This window comes from Acinetobacter sp. 70_2 (genome assembly GCF_056736115.1).
The window spans coordinates 38,455-59,802 of sequence record NZ_JBWZIP010000001.1 but is presented as its reverse complement, the minus strand read 5'-3'; the positions used below and the strand labels follow the sequence as shown (position 1 = coordinate 59,802).

The 21,348-nt window shown below is 37.6% G+C and carries 21 protein-coding genes; 14 read left to right on the top strand and 7 right to left on the bottom strand.

Annotation, left to right across the window (positions count from 1 at the left end; genetic code table 11):
* Positions 1–311 precede the first annotated feature (311 nt).
* A complete protein-coding gene (locus AC1PJ9_RS00215) occupies positions 312–752 on the top strand; it encodes an SRPBCC family protein (RefSeq protein WP_311086400.1) in 441 nt (146 codons plus the stop codon).
* Positions 753–774: 22 nt separating this feature from the next.
* Here AC1PJ9_RS00215 and AC1PJ9_RS00210 read toward each other — a convergent pair whose 3' ends face one another.
* Positions 775–1,263, bottom strand: coding sequence for a YqiA/YcfP family alpha/beta fold hydrolase (locus AC1PJ9_RS00210; RefSeq protein ID WP_311086399.1), 489 nt, complete (start codon positions 1,261–1,263; stop codon positions 775–777).
* 259 nt (positions 1,264–1,522) lie between these two features.
* Here AC1PJ9_RS00210 and lysS point away from each other — a divergent pair, with 259 nt between their 5' ends.
* The 5 genes from lysS (at position 1,523) to cysN (ending at position 7,616) form a co-directional block, all read left to right on the top strand.
* Complete coding sequence (gene lysS / locus AC1PJ9_RS00205; protein WP_263613166.1) at positions 1,523–3,052, top strand: lysine--tRNA ligase; 1,530 nt, start codon at positions 1,523–1,525, stop codon at positions 3,050–3,052.
* 189 nt (positions 3,053–3,241) lie between these two features.
* On the top strand, positions 3,242–4,684 hold the full coding sequence (locus tag AC1PJ9_RS00200) for a capsule assembly Wzi family protein (protein WP_311086398.1): 1,443 nt from the start codon (positions 3,242–3,244) through the stop codon (positions 4,682–4,684).
* 255 nt (positions 4,685–4,939) lie between these two features.
* Positions 4,940–5,071, top strand: a complete 132-nt coding sequence (locus AC1PJ9_RS00195) for a hypothetical protein (protein WP_002054314.1) — start codon at positions 4,940–4,942, stop codon at positions 5,069–5,071.
* Complete coding sequence (gene cysD / locus AC1PJ9_RS00190; RefSeq protein ID WP_000140408.1) at positions 5,064–5,972, top strand: sulfate adenylyltransferase subunit CysD; 909 nt, start codon at positions 5,064–5,066, stop codon at positions 5,970–5,972. Before AC1PJ9_RS00195 ends, cysD begins: the two co-directional genes overlap by 8 nt.
* A 30-nt stretch (positions 5,973–6,002) precedes the next feature.
* On the top strand, positions 6,003–7,616 hold the full coding sequence (gene cysN, locus AC1PJ9_RS00185) for a sulfate adenylyltransferase subunit CysN (RefSeq protein WP_311072091.1): 1,614 nt from the start codon (positions 6,003–6,005) through the stop codon (positions 7,614–7,616).
* A gap of 52 nt (positions 7,617–7,668) precedes the next feature.
* Here the strand turns inward: cysN and AC1PJ9_RS00180 are convergent, their stop codons facing one another.
* Positions 7,669–8,226 carry a DUF2239 family protein gene (locus tag AC1PJ9_RS00180; RefSeq protein WP_311086397.1) on the bottom strand — a complete coding sequence of 186 codons (558 nt, stop codon included), beginning with the start codon at positions 8,224–8,226 and terminating at the stop codon, positions 7,669–7,671.
* A gap of 213 nt (positions 8,227–8,439) precedes the next feature.
* Between AC1PJ9_RS00180 and AC1PJ9_RS00175 the strand changes: the two genes are divergently transcribed.
* Positions 8,440–8,952 carry a hypothetical protein gene (locus AC1PJ9_RS00175; protein ID WP_263613170.1) on the top strand — a complete coding sequence of 171 codons (513 nt, stop codon included), beginning with the start codon at positions 8,440–8,442 and terminating at the stop codon, positions 8,950–8,952.
* 49 nt (positions 8,953–9,001) lie between these two features.
* Here AC1PJ9_RS00175 and AC1PJ9_RS00170 read toward each other — a convergent pair whose 3' ends face one another.
* The 3 genes from AC1PJ9_RS00170 to AC1PJ9_RS00160 form a co-directional block, all read right to left on the bottom strand.
* Positions 9,002–10,339, bottom strand: coding sequence for a CitMHS family transporter (locus tag AC1PJ9_RS00170; protein ID WP_311086396.1), 1,338 nt, complete (start codon positions 10,337–10,339; stop codon positions 9,002–9,004).
* Positions 10,340–10,891: 552 nt separating this feature from the next.
* Positions 10,892–12,217 (bottom strand): polyamine export protein PaeA, encoded by a 1,326-nt coding sequence (paeA, locus tag AC1PJ9_RS00165; RefSeq protein WP_311072087.1) that lies wholly within the window; start codon positions 12,215–12,217, stop codon positions 10,892–10,894.
* A gap of 122 nt (positions 12,218–12,339) precedes the next feature.
* The gene (locus AC1PJ9_RS00160) at positions 12,340–13,329 is read right to left on the bottom strand and encodes a LysR family transcriptional regulator (protein ID WP_001047619.1); all 990 of its coding nucleotides are present in this window, start codon (positions 13,327–13,329) and stop codon (positions 12,340–12,342) included.
* 588 nt (positions 13,330–13,917) lie between these two features.
* Between AC1PJ9_RS00160 and AC1PJ9_RS00155 the strand changes: the two genes are divergently transcribed.
* Positions 13,918–15,522: an isocitrate lyase gene (locus AC1PJ9_RS00155; RefSeq protein ID WP_002054455.1), complete on the top strand. Its 1,605-nt coding sequence runs from the start codon at positions 13,918–13,920 to the stop codon at positions 15,520–15,522.
* A 62-nt stretch (positions 15,523–15,584) separates the two neighbouring features.
* Here the strand turns inward: AC1PJ9_RS00155 and AC1PJ9_RS00150 are convergent, their stop codons facing one another.
* Positions 15,585–16,064 carry a copper resistance protein NlpE gene (locus tag AC1PJ9_RS00150; RefSeq protein ID WP_263613173.1) on the bottom strand — a complete coding sequence of 160 codons (480 nt, stop codon included), beginning with the start codon at positions 16,062–16,064 and terminating at the stop codon, positions 15,585–15,587.
* Positions 16,065–16,265: 201 nt separating this feature from the next.
* Positions 16,266–16,589: a hypothetical protein gene (locus AC1PJ9_RS00145; RefSeq protein WP_188198314.1), complete on the bottom strand. Its 324-nt coding sequence runs from the start codon at positions 16,587–16,589 to the stop codon at positions 16,266–16,268.
* Between the two features lie 194 nt (positions 16,590–16,783).
* Between AC1PJ9_RS00145 and AC1PJ9_RS00140 the strand changes: the two genes are divergently transcribed.
* The 6 genes from AC1PJ9_RS00140 (at position 16,784) to AC1PJ9_RS00115 (ending at position 21,325) form a co-directional block, all read left to right on the top strand.
* Positions 16,784–17,659, top strand: a complete 876-nt coding sequence (locus tag AC1PJ9_RS00140; protein ID WP_311086395.1) for an urease accessory protein UreD — start codon at positions 16,784–16,786, stop codon at positions 17,657–17,659.
* 100 nt (positions 17,660–17,759) lie between these two features.
* Positions 17,760–18,062: an urease subunit gamma gene (gene ureA / locus AC1PJ9_RS00135; RefSeq protein WP_039248685.1), complete on the top strand. Its 303-nt coding sequence runs from the start codon at positions 17,760–17,762 to the stop codon at positions 18,060–18,062.
* Between the two features lie 11 nt (positions 18,063–18,073).
* Positions 18,074–18,382, top strand: a complete 309-nt coding sequence (locus AC1PJ9_RS00130) for an urease subunit beta (RefSeq protein ID WP_311086394.1) — start codon at positions 18,074–18,076, stop codon at positions 18,380–18,382.
* A 37-nt stretch (positions 18,383–18,419) separates the two neighbouring features.
* On the top strand, positions 18,420–20,120 hold the full coding sequence (gene ureC, locus AC1PJ9_RS00125; protein ID WP_311086393.1) for an urease subunit alpha: 1,701 nt from the start codon (positions 18,420–18,422) through the stop codon (positions 20,118–20,120).
* A 70-nt stretch (positions 20,121–20,190) separates the two neighbouring features.
* Positions 20,191–20,673, top strand: a complete 483-nt coding sequence (ureE, locus tag AC1PJ9_RS00120; RefSeq protein ID WP_311086391.1) for an urease accessory protein UreE — start codon at positions 20,191–20,193, stop codon at positions 20,671–20,673.
* Positions 20,660–21,325 carry an urease accessory protein UreF gene (locus AC1PJ9_RS00115; RefSeq protein ID WP_311086390.1) on the top strand — a complete coding sequence of 222 codons (666 nt, stop codon included), beginning with the start codon at positions 20,660–20,662 and terminating at the stop codon, positions 21,323–21,325. Before ureE ends, AC1PJ9_RS00115 begins: the two co-directional genes overlap by 14 nt.
* The last annotated feature ends 23 nt before the right edge of the window (positions 21,326–21,348 follow it).

The following is a 21,348-nucleotide window of genomic DNA, read 5'->3' as shown; positions in this document are numbered from 1 at the left end:
GTTCTACATTTAAAGTAAAGCACATAAGGGAGTTTAATCATTCGTAAGCAAAGATGAATGGCATATCGAGACAAATAACTGGTTATTTAGGCAAAACTTCAACATAAGCACATAATAAATCATATGTTTTTATTCACTTATTAATGTAATAAGGTTTTAAGTGATATGAAGGGTTACAAAAAGAACAAAGCATTTATATAAATAAAGTTCTTAAAAACATAAGCTGATTAATAAATAGACAGATAAATTGATGTTTATATAAAACGAGAAAGTTTATTGAACACTTAAGTAACAGAGATAAGGAATTGAATATGGAAATTCTAGTATATGAAGTAGAAATTAACGCGCCTATAGAAAAAGTATGGAACATACTCTGGAATAGCGAGACATATAATGCATGGACGAAATTTTTTGCGCCAGATTCTTCAATGCGTACTGACTGGAAGATTGGTGGTAAAACATATTTTCTAGACGGAGAAGGAAATGGAATGGTTTCGACCATTGAAGAAATGAAAAAGCCTGAAGTGCTAATTTTTAAACATTTAGGAATGATTAAAGAAGGTAAGGAAGACTTAGAAAGTGAAGAGGTGAAAGGCTGGAGTGGTTCGTTAGAAAAATATTTTTTAAGCCAAAATGGGAATACTACAACTTTAAAAGTTGAATTGGCCACCTTACCTGAATATATCGGTATGTTAAAAAGTGGCTTTGTTCAAGGTTTTGAAGTTGTAAAACATATTGCAGAAGGGAGCTAGTTCATCTTGCTCAGTTGGTTGTTTAGGCGAAGTATTTTTTATGAATTTTAGAAATCAGATCATTGAGACGAGAAGGATAAGCAAGACGATGATGGCCTCCGTCATATGTTTCTACTGTCATATAAGGTGAAAGCTTTTCCTGTACTTGATACATATCAAGTTGCTCGTCTCCTAACTCTAAATAAGCCATTTTAGGATTAGAGTGATCAAGATCTTCATCACAAAGGTCGGGATAATCATTACGAAAACTAGGATTAAGGCTTGGATTGGCAACAACAACAGCTAATTTATGTTGAGCAGCTGTTTTTAAAGCCCAGTAGCCACCAAGGCTATGGCCGACTAATAAATCTGGTTTAATCGTTTCAATTGCTTGATGATAAAAGTCCTTCACTGAGGCATAACTTAAGTTACGATAATCCACATCAATACAAAATTTTTCAGGATATAAAATGGCATGGAATTTTGTTGATTCACGAGAAGAATCCAAGCCATGTAAAAATAGAATTTTCATTATTTGCTACACAATCTCATAGATAAAATAAAAGGCAAAATAGGCCTTTTAAAAATCGAGGTTATTTGGATTTTTTTATATTTTACTTAAAGCTAAAAAAAATGATCTTAGCGATTGGTCTAAGTAATTTTCTTCATTCAAAATGTCTTTAGTTTGACTGCTTTGACTTTTTTTCATCTTTGTTTGATTGAAATCATTCGAAAAACCTCAGCAATCTGTTAAGCTATGCCACTTCATTTTTACTTAAATCGAGGCAGAGATGACGCAACAAAACGCTCAATCGACTTCTGAACCAACTATTTCCGAAAACGATTTAATTGCACAGCGTCATGCCAAATTAAAGCAAATCCAAGATGTTGCAAAGGATACTGGAAAAAGTCCTTGGCCAAATACATTCAAACGTGAACACTACGCTGCTGATCTACAAGAACAATTTAAAGATCAGTCGAAAGAACAGATTGAAAGCGCTGAACATGTCTATGTAAAAGTTGCTGGCCGTGTCATGTTGAACCGTGGTTCTTTCATGGTGATTCAAGACATGACTGGTCGTATCCAGTTATATGTTGACCGTAAAGGTTTACCAAAAGATATTCTTGAAACTATTAAAGGTTTAGACCTAGGCGACATTATTGCTGCTGAAGGTTATATCGGTCGTTCTGGTAAAGGCGATTTGTATGTACACCTTGAAGGTTTTGAACTTCTTACAAAATCACTTCGTCCATTACCAGATAAGTTTCATGGCTTGAACGATACCGAAGTTAAGTACCGTAAACGTTATCTCGACTTAATCGTGAATGAAGAAACGCGTAAGACTTTTGAAATTCGTGCCAAAGTTGTTGCAGGTATTCGCGCATTTTTAACAAATGAACGTTTCATGGAAGTTGAAACGCCAATGATGCATGTAATTCCGGGTGGTGCGTCTGCACGTCCGTTTGAAACGCATCACAATGCTCTAGATATGCCGTTATTCTTGCGTATCGCACCTGAGCTTTACTTAAAGCGTTTGGTTGTTGGTGGTTTTGAACGTGTGTTCGAAATTAACCGTAACTTCCGTAATGAAGGGGTGTCAACACGTCACAACCCTGAATTTACAATGATCGAGTTTTATCAAGCATATGCTGATTATAAAGACTTGATGGCTTTAACTGAAAACATGCTTGAAAAGTTAGCTCTTGATATTTTAGGTACAACTGATGTGCCTTACCAAGGCGAAGTGTTCAGCTTTAAAGGGCCATTCAAGAAAATCTCTATGTTTGATGCGATTTTAGAGAATAACCCTCAGTTCACGCCAGAAAATGTGGGCGATCGTGAATTCCTTGCAAAATTTGTGCGTGAAGAATTAAAAGAAGAAGTTAAACCTGGTTTTGGTTTAGGTAAGCTTCAAACGATTGTCTTTGAAGAAACAGTTGAGACTAAACTTCGTCAACCTACCTTTATTACTGAATATCCAGCGGAAACTTCTCCACTTGCTCGCCGTAATGATGACAATCCGCACATTACCGATCGTTTTGAATTCTTCATTGGTGGTCGTGAATTGGCAAACGGTTTTAGCGAGTTAAATGACCCGATTGATCAGGCTGAACGTTTCCAAGCTCAGGTTGCTGAAAAAGACGCGGGCGATGATGAGGCAATGCATTATGATGCAGAGTTTGTTGAAGCGCTTGAGTACGGCTTACCGCCAACAGCGGGAGAAGGTATTGGTATTGACCGTTTAGTTATGCTTTTTGCAGACGCACCAAGTATTCGTGATGTAATTTTATTCCCGCATATGCGTCGTAAAGAAGGTTAATTTAATCTTCAAAACAGAAAAAGGCAGTTTATACTGCCTTTTTTATTCACTATTTATATATAAAAAACACTTAAATTATAGAAAACTTAAGAGCACGTTAAAAAATGTAATTGCACAGTTTAACAATTGCAAATTTGCGATAAAAAAATTAATGTGTTGCTCATAAATAACTTTGAGAATTGTGCTGACATGTTTTTAAGAAAAACACTTTCAATTGCATTATTAGCAGCTGCCTCATCAGCTGTTTTTGCCCAAGGTTTGGTGCTTAATAATGATGATTTGCGTACAGATTTAAATTGGTTGAATCAACAAGGTGTTATTAACATCAGCACTTCTACTTGGCCTTTAAGCGGTGATGAAATTCAGCGCGCACTCTCTCAGGCTAAAGTAACACATCCAGCTCAACAAAAAGTTATTAACTCAGTTCTCAATGCATTAAAGGCAGATAACGATACAGTTAAAGTGGGTGCTTTTGCCGAATCTGATATTAAAAATCTTCCACAAGCTTTTGGCGATAACCAAAAATCACAGTATCAAGGTTCTGTAGAGTTTAATGCGGGCGGTGAAAACTGGGATGCAAAAATCCGTGTAAACGCAGAAAAAGATCCACAAATTGATAATGGCCATGATGTCAATGTGGAAGGTTCTTATGTCGCTGGTAAAATTTGGAACCAATGGGTTGTTGCTGGTCAAATTCCAACATGGTGGGGACCTGGCCATGATGGTAGTTTAATCCGTGGTGATGCAAGTCGTCCTGTGTATGGGGTGACAGCTCAAAGAGCTATACAAAATGCATTTGATACCAAATGGTTATCTTGGATTGGTCCTTGGCAATACCAATTATTTGCAGGTCAGTTAGATGATTATAAAGCTATTCCTCATGCTAAGTTATTAGGTTTGCGTGTTACGGCAAGTCCATTACCTTACTTGGAACTGGGTGCTTCCCGAACTTTACAATGGGGTGGTGAAGGGCGTTCTGAAAGTTGGAACTCATTATGGAATGCAATTAAAGGTAATGATAATGTTTATGATGCAGCTGAAGACAGATCTAACCAAATTGCTGGATTTGATGCTCGTTTAAATCTGCAATCTCTTTTAAATGTTCCTGTTGGTATTTATGGTCAATATGTAGGTGAAGATGAAGCCGGTTTGCTTCCTTCTAAAAAAATGTATTTAGCTGGTGCCGATTATTCTTCTAGCTATAAAGATATGCCTTATCAAGTTTATGCTGAATGGGCAGATACACGTACCAATAATGATGTAAAAGGAATCTCTTATAATCATTATATTTATACAGATGGTTATTATCAGCATGGTTTCCCTCTAGGGCATGCAATGGGTGGTGATGGTCAAATGTACTCTGTTGGTGGTGATATTCGCTTTGACACGATGAATCGCTTAAGTGGCCGAGCAATGGTTGTTAAGGTGAATGAATCTAACTTGGCAATTAATAAAGCCTTCCCTAAAGAAGATAAAATCAAAGCGCTTGATTTAACTTGGACGCATTACATCAAACCTGATCTTCCATTAAAAATTAATGGTTGGGTTAGTGACTCTGATTTAGAGGGTAATGATTCAGGTGCATCTATTGGTATTGAAATTCCGTTAGAACGTAAAATGTTTGGTTTTTAAGACTTAAATATTGCTGATGAAAAGGAGAAGCTAAAATGGCTTCTCTTTTTTATGGTATTTAAAGAAATCTAAAGATGAGATCGTGATTTGCTTCAGTTAACGATGCGAGCTAGGATGGGCATGTTATCTATGCGAATCAGTATTTTACATTTATATGATGAATTTGAATATCAATATGAAAAAACAAGCAAAAGAAAACAGTTTTAAATCACTATAATGCATAACTAATGCTATAAGCCTCATAAAGGCATGTAGTTGGATTATTTATCACAAAAAATTGGAGTTGTTATGGCACTCGTTCCTCCACATGGTCTTCTAAGTGGTGGTTTAATACCACTTCTAGATTTTATGGGCAAAATGGATAGAGAAGGACGTGTTCATGACTGAATCAAGACTTACACATCTCAAGCAACTTGAAGCTGAAAGTATTCACATTATTCGTGAAGTTGCGGCAGAATTTGAAAATCCAGTCATGCTTTACTCAATTGGTAAAGACTCGGCTGTAATGCTTCATCTTGCTTTAAAAGCATTTTATCCTGCGAAACTTCCATTTCCTTTATTACATGTAGATACAGGTTGGAAGTTTAAAGACATGATCGCGTTTCGCGATAACATGGCAAAAACCCATGGTTTTGATTTAATTGTTCATCAGAACAAAGAAGGCCGTGAAGCAGGGATCAATCCATTTGATCATGGTAGCTCAAAATATACAGATATTATGAAAACCCAAGCTTTAAAACAGGCTTTGGATAAATATCAATTTGATGCTGCTTTTGGTGGTGCACGCCGTGATGAAGAAAAATCACGTGCGAAAGAGCGTGTGTATTCATTCCGTGATAGTAAGCATCGTTGGGACCCTAAAAACCAACGCCCTGAACTTTGGAATCTTTACAACGGTAAAGTAAACAAAGGCGAAAGTATTCGTGTATTCCCATTATCAAACTGGACAGAGTTAGATATTTGGCAATATATCTATTTAGAAAATATTCAAATTGTTCCTCTTTATTTCTCTGCTGTTCGTCCTGTGGTTGAGCGTAGTGGTACGCTTATTATGGTGGATGATGAACGCATGCGTTTAAAAGAGGGTGAAGTTCCGCAAATGAAGTCTGTACGTTTCCGTACGCTTGGCTGTTATCCATTAACAGGTGCAGTTGAGTCTGAAGCTGATACATTGCCAGAAATTATTCAGGAAATGTTATTGGCAACAAGTTCTGAGCGTCAAGGTCGTATGATTGACCATGATGAAGCAGGCTCAATGGAAAAGAAAAAGCAAGAAGGCTATTTCTAAGACAGTTTCTAAATTTGTGGAGTTTGAGCAATGTCTCATCAATCAGACTTAATCAGCCAAGATATTCTGGCTTATTTAAAACAGCATGAACAAAAAGATCTTTTACGCTTTTTGACTTGCGGTAACGTAGATGACGGTAAAAGTACCTTAATTGGCCGTTTACTTTACGATTCAAAATTGATTTATGAAGATCAATTACAAGCAGTAACGCGTGACAGTAAAAAAGTAGGAACTACGGGTGATGCACCAGACTTGGCATTACTGGTAGATGGTCTACAAGCAGAACGTGAACAAGGCATTACCATTGATGTAGCTTACCGTTATTTCTCAACAGAAAAGCGTAAGTTTATTATTGCGGATACCCCAGGGCATGAGCAATATACACGCAACATGGCAACAGGTGCGTCAACTGCGGACTTGGCAATCATCTTGATTGATGCGCGTTATGGTGTACAAACTCAAACTCGTCGCCATACGTTTATTGCAAGTTTGCTTGGTATTAAAAATATTGTTGTTGCAATCAATAAGATGGACTTGGTTGAATATTCACCTGAACGTTTCACTGAAATTCAGATTGAATATGATGCTTTCGTAAGCCAATTAGGTGATCGTCGTCCAGCCAATATCTTATTTGTTCCAATTTCTGCTTTAAATGGCGATAACGTTGTAAATCCATCAGCTCATACTCCTTGGTACAAGGGTCAAACCTTGATGAGTATTCTTGAGTCTGTGGAAATTAGCCGCGAATCTAACAAACATGAATTCCGTTTCCCTGTTCAGTATGTGAACCGTCCAAACCTCGACTTCCGTGGTTTTGCTGGTACTGTTGCTTTAGGTGAAATCAATGTTGGTGATGAAATTGTAGCGTTACCTTCTGGTAAGCGTTCTACGGTTAAAGAAATCGTTACTTTTGACGGTAACCTTGAGCAAGCAGTGGCTGGTCAAGCAGTTACATTAACGTTAAATGACGAAATTGATATTAGCCGTGGTAACGTTTTGGTGCGTGCTGGCGAGCAACCATTAATTTCACGTAGCGTTCGTGCTTCTGTGGTATGGATGAATGAGCACCCGCTTGTAAAAGGCAAGTTGTACAACATTAAGATTGGTACACAAACTGTTCCAGCAAAAGTGACTAATATTCACTATCGTGTGAACGTAAATACACTTGAGCATACTCAGGTCGAAGAGCTTGAGTTAAATGCAATTGCGGATGTTGTGGTTGAGTTCGATGCTCCAGTCGTGTTTGACCGTTATCAAGATTCGCGTTACACAGGTTCATTTATTTTTATTGACCGTTTAAGTAATGTGACTGTTGGCGCGGGCATGGTAGAGGCGGCAGTAGAATGGACTGCTCATAGCAATGCTGTTACTGCCGAAGACCGTGCTGCTCGTTTAGGTCAAAAACCTGCGGTGATTGGTGTTTCTGCCCAATTAATTGAAAAAGCTCAAGTCTTAGAAAGTTTGCTGATTCAGCAAGGTGTAGTTGCGATCGCGAAAGCAAACTTAACAGCTGAGCAATTGATTCTATTACGTGAGACGGGTGTTGTAATTATCACAACTTCTGTGGAAGGTATAGATACAGAGATAGCTGCTGAAACTGTAGAAGAAGCAGTAGAAAAAATCGTGGAATTGGTTCGTCTTTAATAGATTGAAAATGAGTTCTAAAAAACCCGCTTAAGCGGGTTTTTTATTGAGTTTAAAAAATATTGTTCGCTTTGATAATTAAATATTCTCTTAAATCTTTAGGGTAGCTCTGGATCATCTTTAAAAATGTATCCCGATCGCCTTGATATAGGGCACGTGTTGCTTCCTCATAATTTGGCATATTACCTAACATGGCAGACATAAAACGGTCGATGGCTTGTTTGGCGAGCATAATATTGCCTTCAGAATTTGGGTTATTTAACTCTTTATCAATTAACTTGCGAATCACTGCTGATGCACTCGCACTTTGTTGATCTAACCAATCCCAATGTTTTTTCTGTAAAGTGATTTCACGAGAAATTACACCAAGTTTAGGTCGTCCAACTTTTTTAATTTCTTCCGGCTCAGCATAACGTTGTTGAAATTCTTGTTCCGAACCAGAAAGATCAAGATCAATTTGTTGACCTGTTTGATCATTAAAAATCAGAATATTTTCCGTTGTTTGAGGAAGATCTTTGAGTTTTTTTGCAAGTTCAACAAGAGAGTCGCTTGCAATAAGTGTACTTCCAGTAAAAGCAGTATAGGTGATTGTAGTATTCATTTTTGCCACATATTTTTATCAGGGTAAAATAATATTATCAGGGTAAAATTAATTTGGCAAACATTAAAATTTATAACCAAAGAATTATTTGATTTTATGAGTGTAATCTGTGAAGTTAGGACTATAAAAATAGTCACGGTGATAGGCTGTTTAAAATTTTGTTCTGCTTTAATATCGCTTTTATGAGAGAATGTGCCTTTAGTTGTATGTATAAGGACTCCTATGTTTGAGCAATCTCCTGAATCTTTAAGCGATATCGAAATTTTAGACATTTTACAGTCGATGAAAAAAGATAAGCTTGATACGGAAGCAAATGAAATCATCCGTAGCGGGGGGAAAGCAGGACGTCAGGAAGCGCATAAACAAGCTTTGGTGGCACTAAATACAAATTTTGAAGAGAAATTTGTAGAGGCAGTTACTCTTGCATTAGGTTTAAATGCAGCTCAAGCTAAAAAAATTCGCTATAAAAAAGATCGAATTCGTATTTTAAAAGCACGTGGTATTGATTATTTAGCTATTGATGGTGCAGAAACAGCGCAAGTTTTGGCACAAATTTCACAAGCAATTGTGCGAGAAGATGCAATTGTTACTCATGACTTGCATGACATCTTCCCATTTTGGAAAGAAGGTTGGCCAATGGTGCAATTTGATAATGCCTATAAAATTTTAGAAGAAGATATTGGCTTGCACTTTCATGCGTTCTTAGATGCCATGATTGAGTATGTGAATAAATAAAAATAAAAGCCCCAATTGGGGCTTTTATTTTTTTTATAGCAGAATGTAGTTAGACCGCACTAAAAAGTGGGAAAACACCAATCACTAATGCTGTACCCATTAACACCATACAAGTAATAAATGCCCACTTAAAAGTGAACTTTTGATGGTCTGCAAAATCGACTTTAGCAAGACCGCATAACAAGTAAGTTGATGGAACAAGTGGTGATAATAAGTGTACAGGTTGGCCTACAATAGAAGCACGTGCAATCGCTTCTGGGCTAATACCATAATGTGAAGCAGCTTCAGCAAGAATAGGTAATACACCATAGAAGAATGCATCATTTGACATAAAGAAGGTCAATGGCATGCTTACGAAAGCTGTAATCGGTGCGAGATATGGACCCATACTTGCAGGAATCATTGCGACAAATTCTTTAGACATTGCTTCAACCATACCTGTGCCAGATAAGATACCTGTAAAAATACCTGCCGCAAAAATTAAACCTACAACAGCCAAGATGCTATCTGCATGCATAGCGATACGCTTTTTCTGCATATCAACATCAGGGTAGTTGATGAGCATTGCAATACAGAACGCCAGCATGAATAACACTGACATAGGTAAAATACCTTTGATCAATGCAATCATAAGAATAATGGTGAGTACCATATTTACTTTACGTAAATGTGGACGAGTCGCTTCTGGATCTTTTGAAACAGTAATGTTGTCGCCATGATGACTTTCAAGCTCAATCACGCCTAAACGTTTTTGCTCATATCGACCATATAAATATGCCAAGAAGAATAACCAGCCAATACTAATCACCATTGGAAGGATCATTGGTACAAAAATATGGCTTGGATCAACTTGAAGCGCACTCGCTGCACGGGCAGTAGGGCCACCCCATGGTGTAAGGTTCATTACACCACTACATAACAACATAAGTGCTGTCATGATGAGTGTATTCATACCTAGGCGTTGATAGAGAGGGAGCATTGCTGCTACACAAATCATATATGTCGTTGAGCCATCACCATCAAGAGAAACTAAGGTAGTTAAAAAAACGGTCCCTAATGTAATTTTTAGAGGGTCGCCTTTAACTTTTTTCAAAATCCATTTAACCGGAGGATCGAAAAGACCTGCATCGATCATTAAGGCAAAATATAAAATCGCGAATAATAACATTACGCCAGTAGGCGCAAGTTTTTTGATGCCTTCTAGCATCATTTCGCTGAGACCCTTAAGCTCAATATGACTTAAGCTTTCAAAGTAGTGACCAAGGCCCCAGGCGATAAGAGAAAAAATAAATGGGATAAGAATTAAAGCAATAATAGGGCTTAAACGTTTGGACATGATTAAATACATGAAGCATAAAATCATGCCAACACCAAGTAATGTCAGCATACAATCAATCCTTTGCCTTTAGTTTTACTGAACAAGTTTATTCAAAACTCTGACTTTGATTATTCTTATGAATTTTTATTAAAAAGACAAATAATATATTTAGTTTATTTGGTTAATATATATTCACTTGGAAAGGTATATTCTGTGGAAATACTGAATATATATATTAATGGTATAGTCTATTTATAATATATGGCACTTATTATAAGAACTTATAAAGCCTTTATCATATTTAAAATTATCATGTATTTTTAGAATTTATATTTAGTTTGAATGCTGAAATGAGAAGTATACCCATTTACAATGCTTGTAATGCTTACGTTACACAAGAAACAGGAAGCTGTAAATTCTTTTATATGCAATTTTTTATTTCTATTAAATTAAAAATTTTATTTTAATGAATGAGTTAATTTATATATTTGAAAATATGATTAAGATAATAAATTAAACTTTTAATATGAATATATTTAAAATAACTGTTAGTTTAAAAGATATATATTGTATTAAAAAATATCCTGCTTTGATTAGCAGGATATTTTGCACCAAAATAAATCAATTTTCATCTGATGGAGGTTGTAAATCAGATTTTTCTAATACGCGGGTTACTAATAACTGATCAATTTTAAAATGGTCTACATCGACAACTTCAAATTTATAACCACCGAATTCTACAAAATCTGCTGGACGAGGAATTTTGCGTAAACGGTACATCATAAAACCTGCGAGCGTCTCATAGTTTTCTTCATCAGGCATTTCATCAATTTCTAGCGCATGCTTGAGATCTTCAATAGGTGTACTACCGTCAATCAACCAAGAGTTATTATCGCGTTTAATAATTTGCTGTTCTTCTTCAATAGGGGTAACCCAGTCACCCATAACGGTAATCATGATATCACTTAGTGTAATTACACCAACCACAAGCGCATATTCATTAATTACAACGGCAAACTTTTCTTTTGTTGAACGGAAGCGATCGAGCAATTCTGATAGTGTTAATGTATCTGGTATCATCAGAACATTACGAATAGTAGACTCATTTAACTGTGTAGGTGATTGATTATTTAAAATACGAACTAGAAAATCTTTTGCATCTACATAACCAATGACCTGATCAATATTTTCATTACACACCAAAAATTTAGAATAAGGATATTCTGCTAGTTTTTGACGAATGCTGTCTTCGTGTTCATTTAAAGTAAAGTAAACAACGTTTTCACGCGTTGTCATACTTGATGGCACTGTGCGTTCTTCAAGTTCAAATACATTTTCAATAAAATGATGTTCTTGTTTTTGAAGTACACCTGCTTGGGCACCAGCATCCATAACTGCTGAAATATCATCAAAAGTTATATTGTCTTCACGTGTTGTATTTACTTTAAATAAGCGGAATAACAAGTTTGCAATTGCGTTGATTCCCCAAGCTAAAGGCTTGCAGATTTTAATAAAAATCTGAATAGGGTTAATTACACTAATTGCGATTTTTTCAGGTGCAATCATAGCCAAGCGTTTTGGCATGAGATCGGCAAATAAAATAAATAAAGAAGTTACCAAAGTGAAAGATAGGGCAAAACCAATCGTTTGTGTCCAAGGACCTTGGTAAAAGCGGTCAACTAAGTTGACAAAGAAAGGACGAAATGCAGCTTCACCCAAAATACCACCTAAGATTGCGACAGCATTTAGGCCAATTTGGGATGCTGCAAAAAAGTCTGCAGATTGTTCTTGTAAATCAAGTACCTGTTGAGCACGTTCTTCGCCAGCTTCGGCTAAAATCTTTAACTTTACTTTTCTGGCACCAGCTAGCGCAATTTCAGTTAAAGATAAAAAGCCTGCTGCGATGATGAGCAGTACGATGATAATGATATTTTGAAAGAGACTCACAAATCACCCGAGGATCATCATTATTATGACTATGTTTTAACACAAAAAAGCGCTGAGGTAATCAGATTGATTGCTCAGCGCTTAAGATAATGTTGGAAAGAGACAATTAAATTAAAATTTATTTAATAGTGGGAAAATTGTGAATTATTGGTTAGAAACTCACGATTTTCCTCTTCGATCATTTGGCGAGCAACGAATAGGATAAGTTGGCGTAACCAGCGATGAGCTGGGTGATGGTGTAATAGTGGACACCATGCCATTTTAAGTTCGAACTCAGGAATATAAAACGGTGGATCTTTAATGACTAATTTTGGATTTTGTGCTTGCAAGCGCGCCATTCGAGTTGGAAGTGTTGCAATCAAGTCAACGTTTTGAGCAAGTAATGCTGGCATTTGATAGTGACGCGTAAATACAGAAATTTTACGACGTTGACCAATACGTTCTAATGCTTGATCAATCCAGCCTAAGCCACCTTGTTTGTCTGGGTTTACCCCAAAACCAACACCCATACCAGTTTTAGATACCCAAATATGTTGAGCATCTAAATAGCTTTTTAAATTTAAATGAGTAACAGCAGGGTGTTTGTCATTTAAAATACAGCTAAAGCTATCACGCCAAACTAAAACTTGGTGGAAACTTTGTGGTATTTCATTGAAGCGGTTAATGGCTAAATCAACTTTACCTTGTTCCATGTCTCTATATGACACATCACTTGGTGTAAGAAAATCGAGTACAACGTTTGGTGCTTCAGAGCGTAGGGCTTTAACAAGACGCGGGACTAGGGTCGCTTCTGCATAGTCAGAAGTCATAATACGGAAAACGCGATTACTGGTATAAGGGCGGAATTCGGTACGCGGTTCCAAAATCATGGAAAGATCAGAAAGGGCATCACGAATACGTGGTTGTAATTCAAGTGCACGTTCTGTCGGTGTCATCCCTTCAGATGAACGGATCAGGAGAGGGTCATTAAATAAATTACGCAAACGGCGTAAAATATTACTCATGGCAGGCTGAGTAACACCAAGCTGTTCGGCTGCGCGAGTAACGTTTTTTTCACGAAGAAGAACATCAAGATATATTAATAGATTAAGATCTACCCGCTCCAGATTCATAAAAAAAATACCGAAAATAAAACCCTAAAATTGTTTCAAATTATGCCATATTTAAAGAACATTGTGTGAAAAAATGATGAGAAAAACGACATTTTTTGTTGAAATTAAGTATGCCTGAAAAACACCTCAAATGCTCTATTTTGTTGTCTTTGATCTGTTTTTATATTTGTGATTGGGGAGGGAATATTTTTAATTAATATTTAGTATTGTTCTAGCATGTTGATTGACTTTTTTCATTGGCAAAAGTCGCCTAATTTACAATTGACTTTTAACACTAAAAATGAATGGAAAAATCTCAAAAATTGTATAAAAATAAAACTTGGAGAGTTTTTTGATCAAAATACTATACTCCTTTAGGATTATTTTGTTTTTATAAACAAAGTGTTATGTTTTTTATTTTTACTTATAATATCGATTTATTGGTATATTTTTTAAATAAATACTGAAGATTAACCAAGGATATTGGATTAATTGATTGGCTAAGTCTAAGCTGTGTACATGAAGAAGCAGCTGGTGTCATAAGAAATTTAAGTAACATGACTCTAGGCTTCGATCGATGAAATCCTAAAATGAATACAGGACAATATCATGACTACATATCAAACAGCGATTGATGCAGTACGTGAATTAAAATCAAAATTCGGCAACACTTGGGCAGACATTAGCCCAGAAGATGCTGCTCGTATGCAACTTCAAAACCGTTTCAAAACAGGTTTAGATATTGCTAAGTATACAGCTGCGATTATGCGTCGTGATATGGCTGAATACGATGCTGATTCAAGCAAATATACTCAATCATTAGGTTGCTGGCATGGTTTCATCGCTCAACAAAAAATGATTGCTAACAAAAAATACTTCGGCACTACTAGCAAACGTTATATCTACCTTTCTGGTTGGATGGTTGCTGCACTTCGTTCAGAATTCGGTCCACTTCCTGACCAATCTATGCACGAAAAAACTTCAGTACCTGCTTTGATCGAAGAAATCTACACTTTCTTACGTCAAGCTGATGCAAAAGAATTAAATGACTTATTCCGTGCTTTAAACAAAGCAAAAGAAGCGGGTGACTCTGCGAAAGTAGCTGAAATCACAGCTCAAATCGACAACTTCGAAACTCACGTTGTGCCAATTATTGCGGACATCGATGCTGGTTTCGGTAACGAAGAAGCAACTTACTTACTTGCTAAGAAAATGATCGAAGCTGGTGCTTGTGCGCTTCAAATCGAAAACCAAGTATCTGATGCAAAACAATGTGGTCACCAAGCTGGTAAAGTAACTGTTCCACATGCTGACTTCATCGCTAAGATCCATGCTCTTCGTTATGCATTCTTAGAATTAGGCGTAGAAGAAGGTGTTATCGTTGCTCGTACTGACTCTGAAGGTGCTGACCTTACTCAAAGCATTCCAGTAGTTAAAGAGCCAGGCGACATCGCATCTAAATATATTAGCTACTTAGACACTCAAGAAATTGATATCTCTGAAGCAACTGATGATGAAATCTTAATTAAACGTGATGGCAAGTTACACCGCCCAACTCGTTTAGCTTCTGGTTTATATCAATTCCGTGAAGGCACTCAGATTGACCGTGTTGTACTTGACTGTATCACTAGCCTTCAAAACGGTGCTGACTTACTTTGGATCGAAACTCCGACTCCAAACGTAAAAGAAATTGCACACATGGTTAACCGTGTTAAAGAAGTAGTTCCAAATGCGAAGCTTGTTTACAACAACAGCCCATCATTCAACTGGACTTTAAACTTCCGTCAACAAGCGTATGACCGTTGGGTTGCTGAAGGTAAAGATGTGTCTGCTTACGACCGTGCTAAATTAATGAGCGCTGAGTACGACAACACTGAATTAGCAGCTGATGCTGATGAAAAAATCCGTACTTTCCAAGCAGACGCTGCGCGTGAAGCTGGTGTGTTCCATCACTTGATCACACTTCCTACATACCACACTGCTGCTCTTTCTACTCACGAATTAGCACAAGGTTACTTTGGTGACCAAGGTATGTTAGCTTATGTTGCTGGTGTACAACGTAAAGAAATCCGTGGCGGTATCGCATGTGTGAAACACCAAGCAATGGCTGGTTCAGACATCGGTGATGACCACAAAGAAATCTTCGCTGGTGAGAACGCACTTAAAGCTGGTGACGATTCTAAAAACACAATGAACCAATTCTCAGCTCACTAAGAATTGACTTCATAAAAAACCGCTCAAATGAGCGGTTTTTTTGTTTATATTGAAAAAAATTATTAGTCTTCTTTTTTCAACACATAATGTTCAGCCAAAGAACCTTCAACTTTTTTACCTTCCATGTCTAAAGCAGTCGCTGTATTTTCACCAATAAAGAATTTACGGTTTTGAGCTTTATCATCTAAGGTAATAACAGAAGTATTGTCTTTATCGAAAGCAAACTTACCATGTGTTTCAAATGGGTTTGTATCGCCTTTACCTAAATAAGTTTCAGTCAACTCATAAGTTTTATCATCTTTTAATTTTAATTCGGTTTTAATGCCTTCACAGTCTGCACATGGAAGTGTTCCTTTATATTTGCCATTCCAATCTAGTGAGTTCTCTGCTGTATGTTCAGTATCTACAGCAACAGCATTACTTGCTTCAGTAGTTTGCGCTGGGGTAGACGCGTCAGAAGTTGTCTCTGTTTTATTTTCGTGTTTATTACATGCGACAAGAAGAGTACTCATAAGTGCAATTGCTAATAATGATTTTTTCATAATGACCAAAACCTCAAAATAAAAATAAAAAGTAGTTAAAGCCTAGGAAAAAATAAAAGAAAATAAAAGCGTTACTATGTTGCTTAATTTTATCAAAAGGTAAAGTGAATACTTGTTGGACGCTTTGAAATAGTAATTTTTAAATTAACTTGGTGGGGTAGAGGTATCCATTTAAGTCATTTAATGGATACCTTTTTTAAATTATGGCTGTGCAGAAACGCCACCTAGAGAGTCACATGCTGCTTTATAAAGTTCATACTGCTTCTTTACCACTTCATCTAAAGGCATAGCGAATAATTCTTCACCTTCTTTATAGCTTTCTACATAAGAGGTCGCTTTATCTTTACTCACCGCTAAAGTTTGTTGGTAATAAGAGTTGATAGAGCTTGTAGGCATTTCACTTGTTTCAACATTTTTACATTGAAAATTATTTAATAGTTTTTCTGCACGTTTGACCTCACTAGATTGGCCAAAAATACACCCAGTTAAAAATACAAAAGGTACTAACACGAAAAAGATTTTCATGGAAAAAATTTATAAGAGCGAGGATGGGCGCTATTGTATAAATAATTCCATGCTTTACTGTGGTTTTATGTTAGACATTGCTTGTTTTTTAACTCATTAAAATAAAAAAATTGTTTCTAAGTTTGTAATGACCTCTTTTTGTATTTGGTGCATATTTTGCTTATTAAAAAAGCCATTATTAAAAATGAGCCAAAATGAATCGGATTCAACAATTTTCTCAGAGTTCTTCAGCACCATTTTGGTATGCCCAATTAGAGCTTGGTTTCTGTTTTAAAAATTCTCGCACCATAATGAGTCATCGAAAGCATTATGGCCCTGTTCGGGTGCAAAAAATGCTTTGGCCAGAAAAAACAGGAGTTTGCCACGCAATTATTGTGCATCCACCAGCAGGAATTGCAGGAGGTGATCATCTTACTTTCCAAATTGAAACAGCAGAGCAGGCACATGCGGTGATTACCACGCCTGGAGCTGGGAAATGGTATAGAACCAACGGCAAACAAGCTTTTCAGCATATTTATTTGACTGTAAAAAATGACTCTATTTTAGAGTGGATGCCACAAGAAATGATGTTGTTCGATGGTGCTGTAGCACACTCGGAAACACATATTCACCTTGAACAAACAGCAAGTTTTATTGGATGGGATATGCTGGTGTTGGGCCGACAGGCTCGGGCTGAAAATTTCGTTCAGGGAAGTTATCACAATCAGTTTAAGTTATGGCGTGAAAATAAATTATTAGTTGCCGATACTTTGTATTTTGAAGGTGGAGATCGCTGGTTAAGCTCATGTTTAGGTATGAATAATCAAGCCGTGATGGCAAGTTTCTGGGCTGTACCTCCTGAGAAATTCCGTTCTTCATTTCATTTAGAACAACATGTTGAACTCATCCGTGAACTCATTATGCGTATGGATGTGCCTGTGACTTTGACGTTACTAGAAGATGTACTGTGTGCACGTTTTTTAGGAAATGATGTGCGACATTGCCATGATGCTTTTGCGGCTATAAGAGCAAGACTAAGACGTTATTGGTTTGATTTAGATGAGGAATTCCCAAGAATTTGGAAAACCTAATTTACGTTAAATTGCGTATTTTAAAAACGATTAAAACAAGTATGCTGCTTTTGAGCACGCATTTTGCTTAAAGAAAACTAGATGCTATTAGGAAAGAGATATGGAACTCAATCCAACAGAAAAAGACAAGTTACTCATTTTTACCGCAGGCTTGGTGGCTGAGCGTCGTAAAGCGCGAGGTTTAAAGCTGAATTATCCAGAAGCAGTTGCATTTATTTCCGCAGCCTTACTGGAAGGTGCGCGAGATGGAATGACGGTCAGTGATTTGATGCATTACGGTACTACCTTATTAAAGCGTGAAGATGTCATGGATGGCGTAGCGGAAATGATTGCTGAGGTTCAGGTCGAAGCAACTTTTCCTGATGGTTCGAAATTAGTCACTGTTCATCAGCCAATCGTATAAAAGGAACGCTTATGATCCCCGGCGAAATCATTACTCCAGAGGCTGACATTGAACTAAATGTTGGACGAGAAACTTTAAAAGTTGTGGTGGCTAATCTTGGCGACAGGCCTATTCAAGTCGGTTCACATTTTCATTTTTATGAAGCGAATGATGCACTACAGTTCGACCGTGAAGTAGCAAAGGGTTTTCGCTTAAATATTGCAGCGGGTACCGCAATACGTTTTGAACCAGGGCAAAGCCGAGAAGTGGAACTTGTTGCTTTAGCTGGTAAGCTAGAAGTATATGGTTTTGCAGGCCGAGTCATGGGTAAGTTGGATTAAACATAACAACCATAATGAAAGATATGAGTAAAAAATTATGAAAATGTCACGTCGTGCATATGCTGAGATGTTTGGTCCAACGGTCGGTGATCGTATTCGCCTAGCTGATACAGAGCTTTTTATTGAGGTTGAACAAGATTTAACGACCTATGGTGAAGAAGTTAAATTTGGTGGCGGAAAAGTTATTCGTGACGGGATGGGGCAATCACAGCTTTTAGCTGATGAAGTTGCTGACACAGTCATTACCAATGCTTTAATTGTGGATTGGTGGGGAATCGTAAAAGCTGATGTTGGCTTAAAAAACGGCCGAATCTGGAAAATAGGGAAAGCTGGAAATCCCGATATTCAACCTGACATTACCATCCCTTTAGGGGCTGCAACAGAAGTGATTGCGGGTGAAGGGCAAATTTTAACGGCAGGTGGTATTGATACTCACATTCACTGGATTTGTCCTCAGCAAGTTGAAACCGCGCTGATGTCGGGTACAACAACAATGGTTGGCGGCGGTACAGGACCTGCGGCAGGTACTTCGGCAACGACAGTGACTCCAGGTCCTTGGCATATTGCGACCATGTTGCAGGCGATTGATGATTTGCCTATGAATATTGGACTGTTAGGCAAAGGTAATTTGAGTTTGCCAGACCCAATTCGAGAGCAAATTAAAGCTGGGGTAATTGGGTTAAAACTACATGAAGACTGGGGCTCAACACCAGCAGCGATTGATAACTGTTTGAGTGTGGCAGACGAGTTTGATGTGCAGGTCGCAATTCACACGGATACTTTAAATGAAGGTGGTTTTTTAGAAGAAACATTAGCGGCTTTTAAAGATCGTACCATTCATACGTACCATACTGAAGGTGCGGGCGGTGGGCATGCACCTGACATTTTAAAAGCAATTGGGCAAAGTAATGTCTTGCCATCTTCGACCAACCCAACACGACCTTATACCATTAATACCATTGACGAGCATTTAGATATGCTGATGGTATGCCACCATTTAGACCCAGCAATTGCTGAAGATATTGCTTTTGCGGAAAGTCGTATTCGCCGTGAAACCATTGCTGCCGAAGATATTCTGCAAGACTTAGGTGCAATTGCCATGATGTCATCAGACTCTCAGGCGATGGGGCGCGTGGGTGAAGTCATTTTACGTACTTGGCAAACTGCCCACAAAATGAAAGTACAACGAGGCCCATTAGAGGGTGACAATGAGTTTCATGATAATAATCGCATCAAACGCTATATTGCCAAATATACAATTAACCCAGCAATTACCCATGGTTTAAGTCATGAAATTGGTTCAATCGAAGTCGGGAAACTTGCTGATTTAGTGTTATGGAAGCCAGCCTTTTTTGGTGTGAAACCCTCCATGATTATTAAAGGTGGCATGATTGCAGCGGCACCTATGGGTGACATTAATGCCTCTATTCCGACTCCTCAACCCGTGCATTACCGTCCAATGTTTGGGGCTTATCCGCGTGGTGTACATAACACCTGTATTACCTTTTTGTCTCAAGTCGCAATCGATGAAAAAGTTGCTGAGAAACTAAATCTTAAAAAGTTAATTAGTCCATGTAAAAACACGCGTTCAATTACCAAAGCCGATATGAAACATAATACATATTGTCCAGTTATGCATGTTCACCCTGAAACTTATGAAGTGCGAGCTGACGGTGAATTATTAACATGTGAACCTGCTGACGTATTACCTATGGCTCAGCGTTATTTCTTGTTTTGACGAATTTTATAGAGGTGATTTGCCTCATTACCTTATGTATGAAAGAAATAAGTAAGGAGAGAAAAGCTAAATGAAAATCTATACCCAACGTCTTGAAGATATTTCTCCTGATCAGGCATTTGAAACGGTTGAATTAACTTTTGATACCCGTCAAAAATCCCGCTTTCGAGCGGCTTTAGCGAGTGGCATCGATATTGGTGCTGATTTGCCACGTACTGGAATTTTGCGTAGTGGCTCATATATTGCAACGAAAGAGGGTGATGTACTGCGTGTTGATGCAAAACCTGAGCGATTAATGCAAGTCACTGCTCAAACCGATTTTGATTTGCTTAAAGCTGCCTATCATTTAGGTAACCGACATGTACCATTAATGTTGACCCCTACAGCTTTGTATTTTGAGCCTGATCATGTGCTTGCAGAAATGGTAGAAGGGTTGGGGCTGACAGTGACAGAAACAGATCATCCTTTTGAACCCGAAAGCGGTGCCTATGCTCAGCATAGTCATGACCATCGTTTAAGTCCAATCAAAGCTTTACACCATGTCCACTCATAATGCTGCGCAATTACTGCAACTGCTGACACTGTCTTCAACGGCACTGCCAGTTGGAGCGTATTGTTATTCACAAGGCGTGGAAACAGCCATCGATATTGGCTTAATACACGATGAAAGCTCAGCAATTGCTTACTTTGAAGAAGTTCTTGAAATGCTGTTAGTACGCTTTGAGCTACCGGTACTTAAGCGTCTTATGCAACATTATGATGAACCAGACGAGTTCCTGACTTGGGCAAATTTATATAAGGCGAGTCGAGAAAGTAAAGAGCTTTTGGCTGAATCACAGCAGTTGGCATTTTCTTTAAATGCATGGATTAAAGATGTTTTAAAAAAAACGGTTGAGGTTAAAAAGCAGTTTGGTTTTGTGCCTGTCTATGCGCAGCTTTGTGGGCGTTTAGAGCTTAAAGAAGAGGATGTACTTACCGCTTATACTTTTACTGTTTTAGAAAATCAGGTTTTGGCAGCAGTAAAAACGGTTCCATTGGGACAAATGGCTGGGCAAAGAATTTTATGGCACTTGCATGGTTTAGTACCAGAGGCAGTACAGAAAGCTTTGAAACTCAATGATGAACAATTAAGCAGCGCTTTACCTTGTTATGCCATGCTGAGCATGAAACACGAAACACAATATTCACGGTTATTCAGATCTTAAGTTTAGGAAAAAAGGATAAAAAT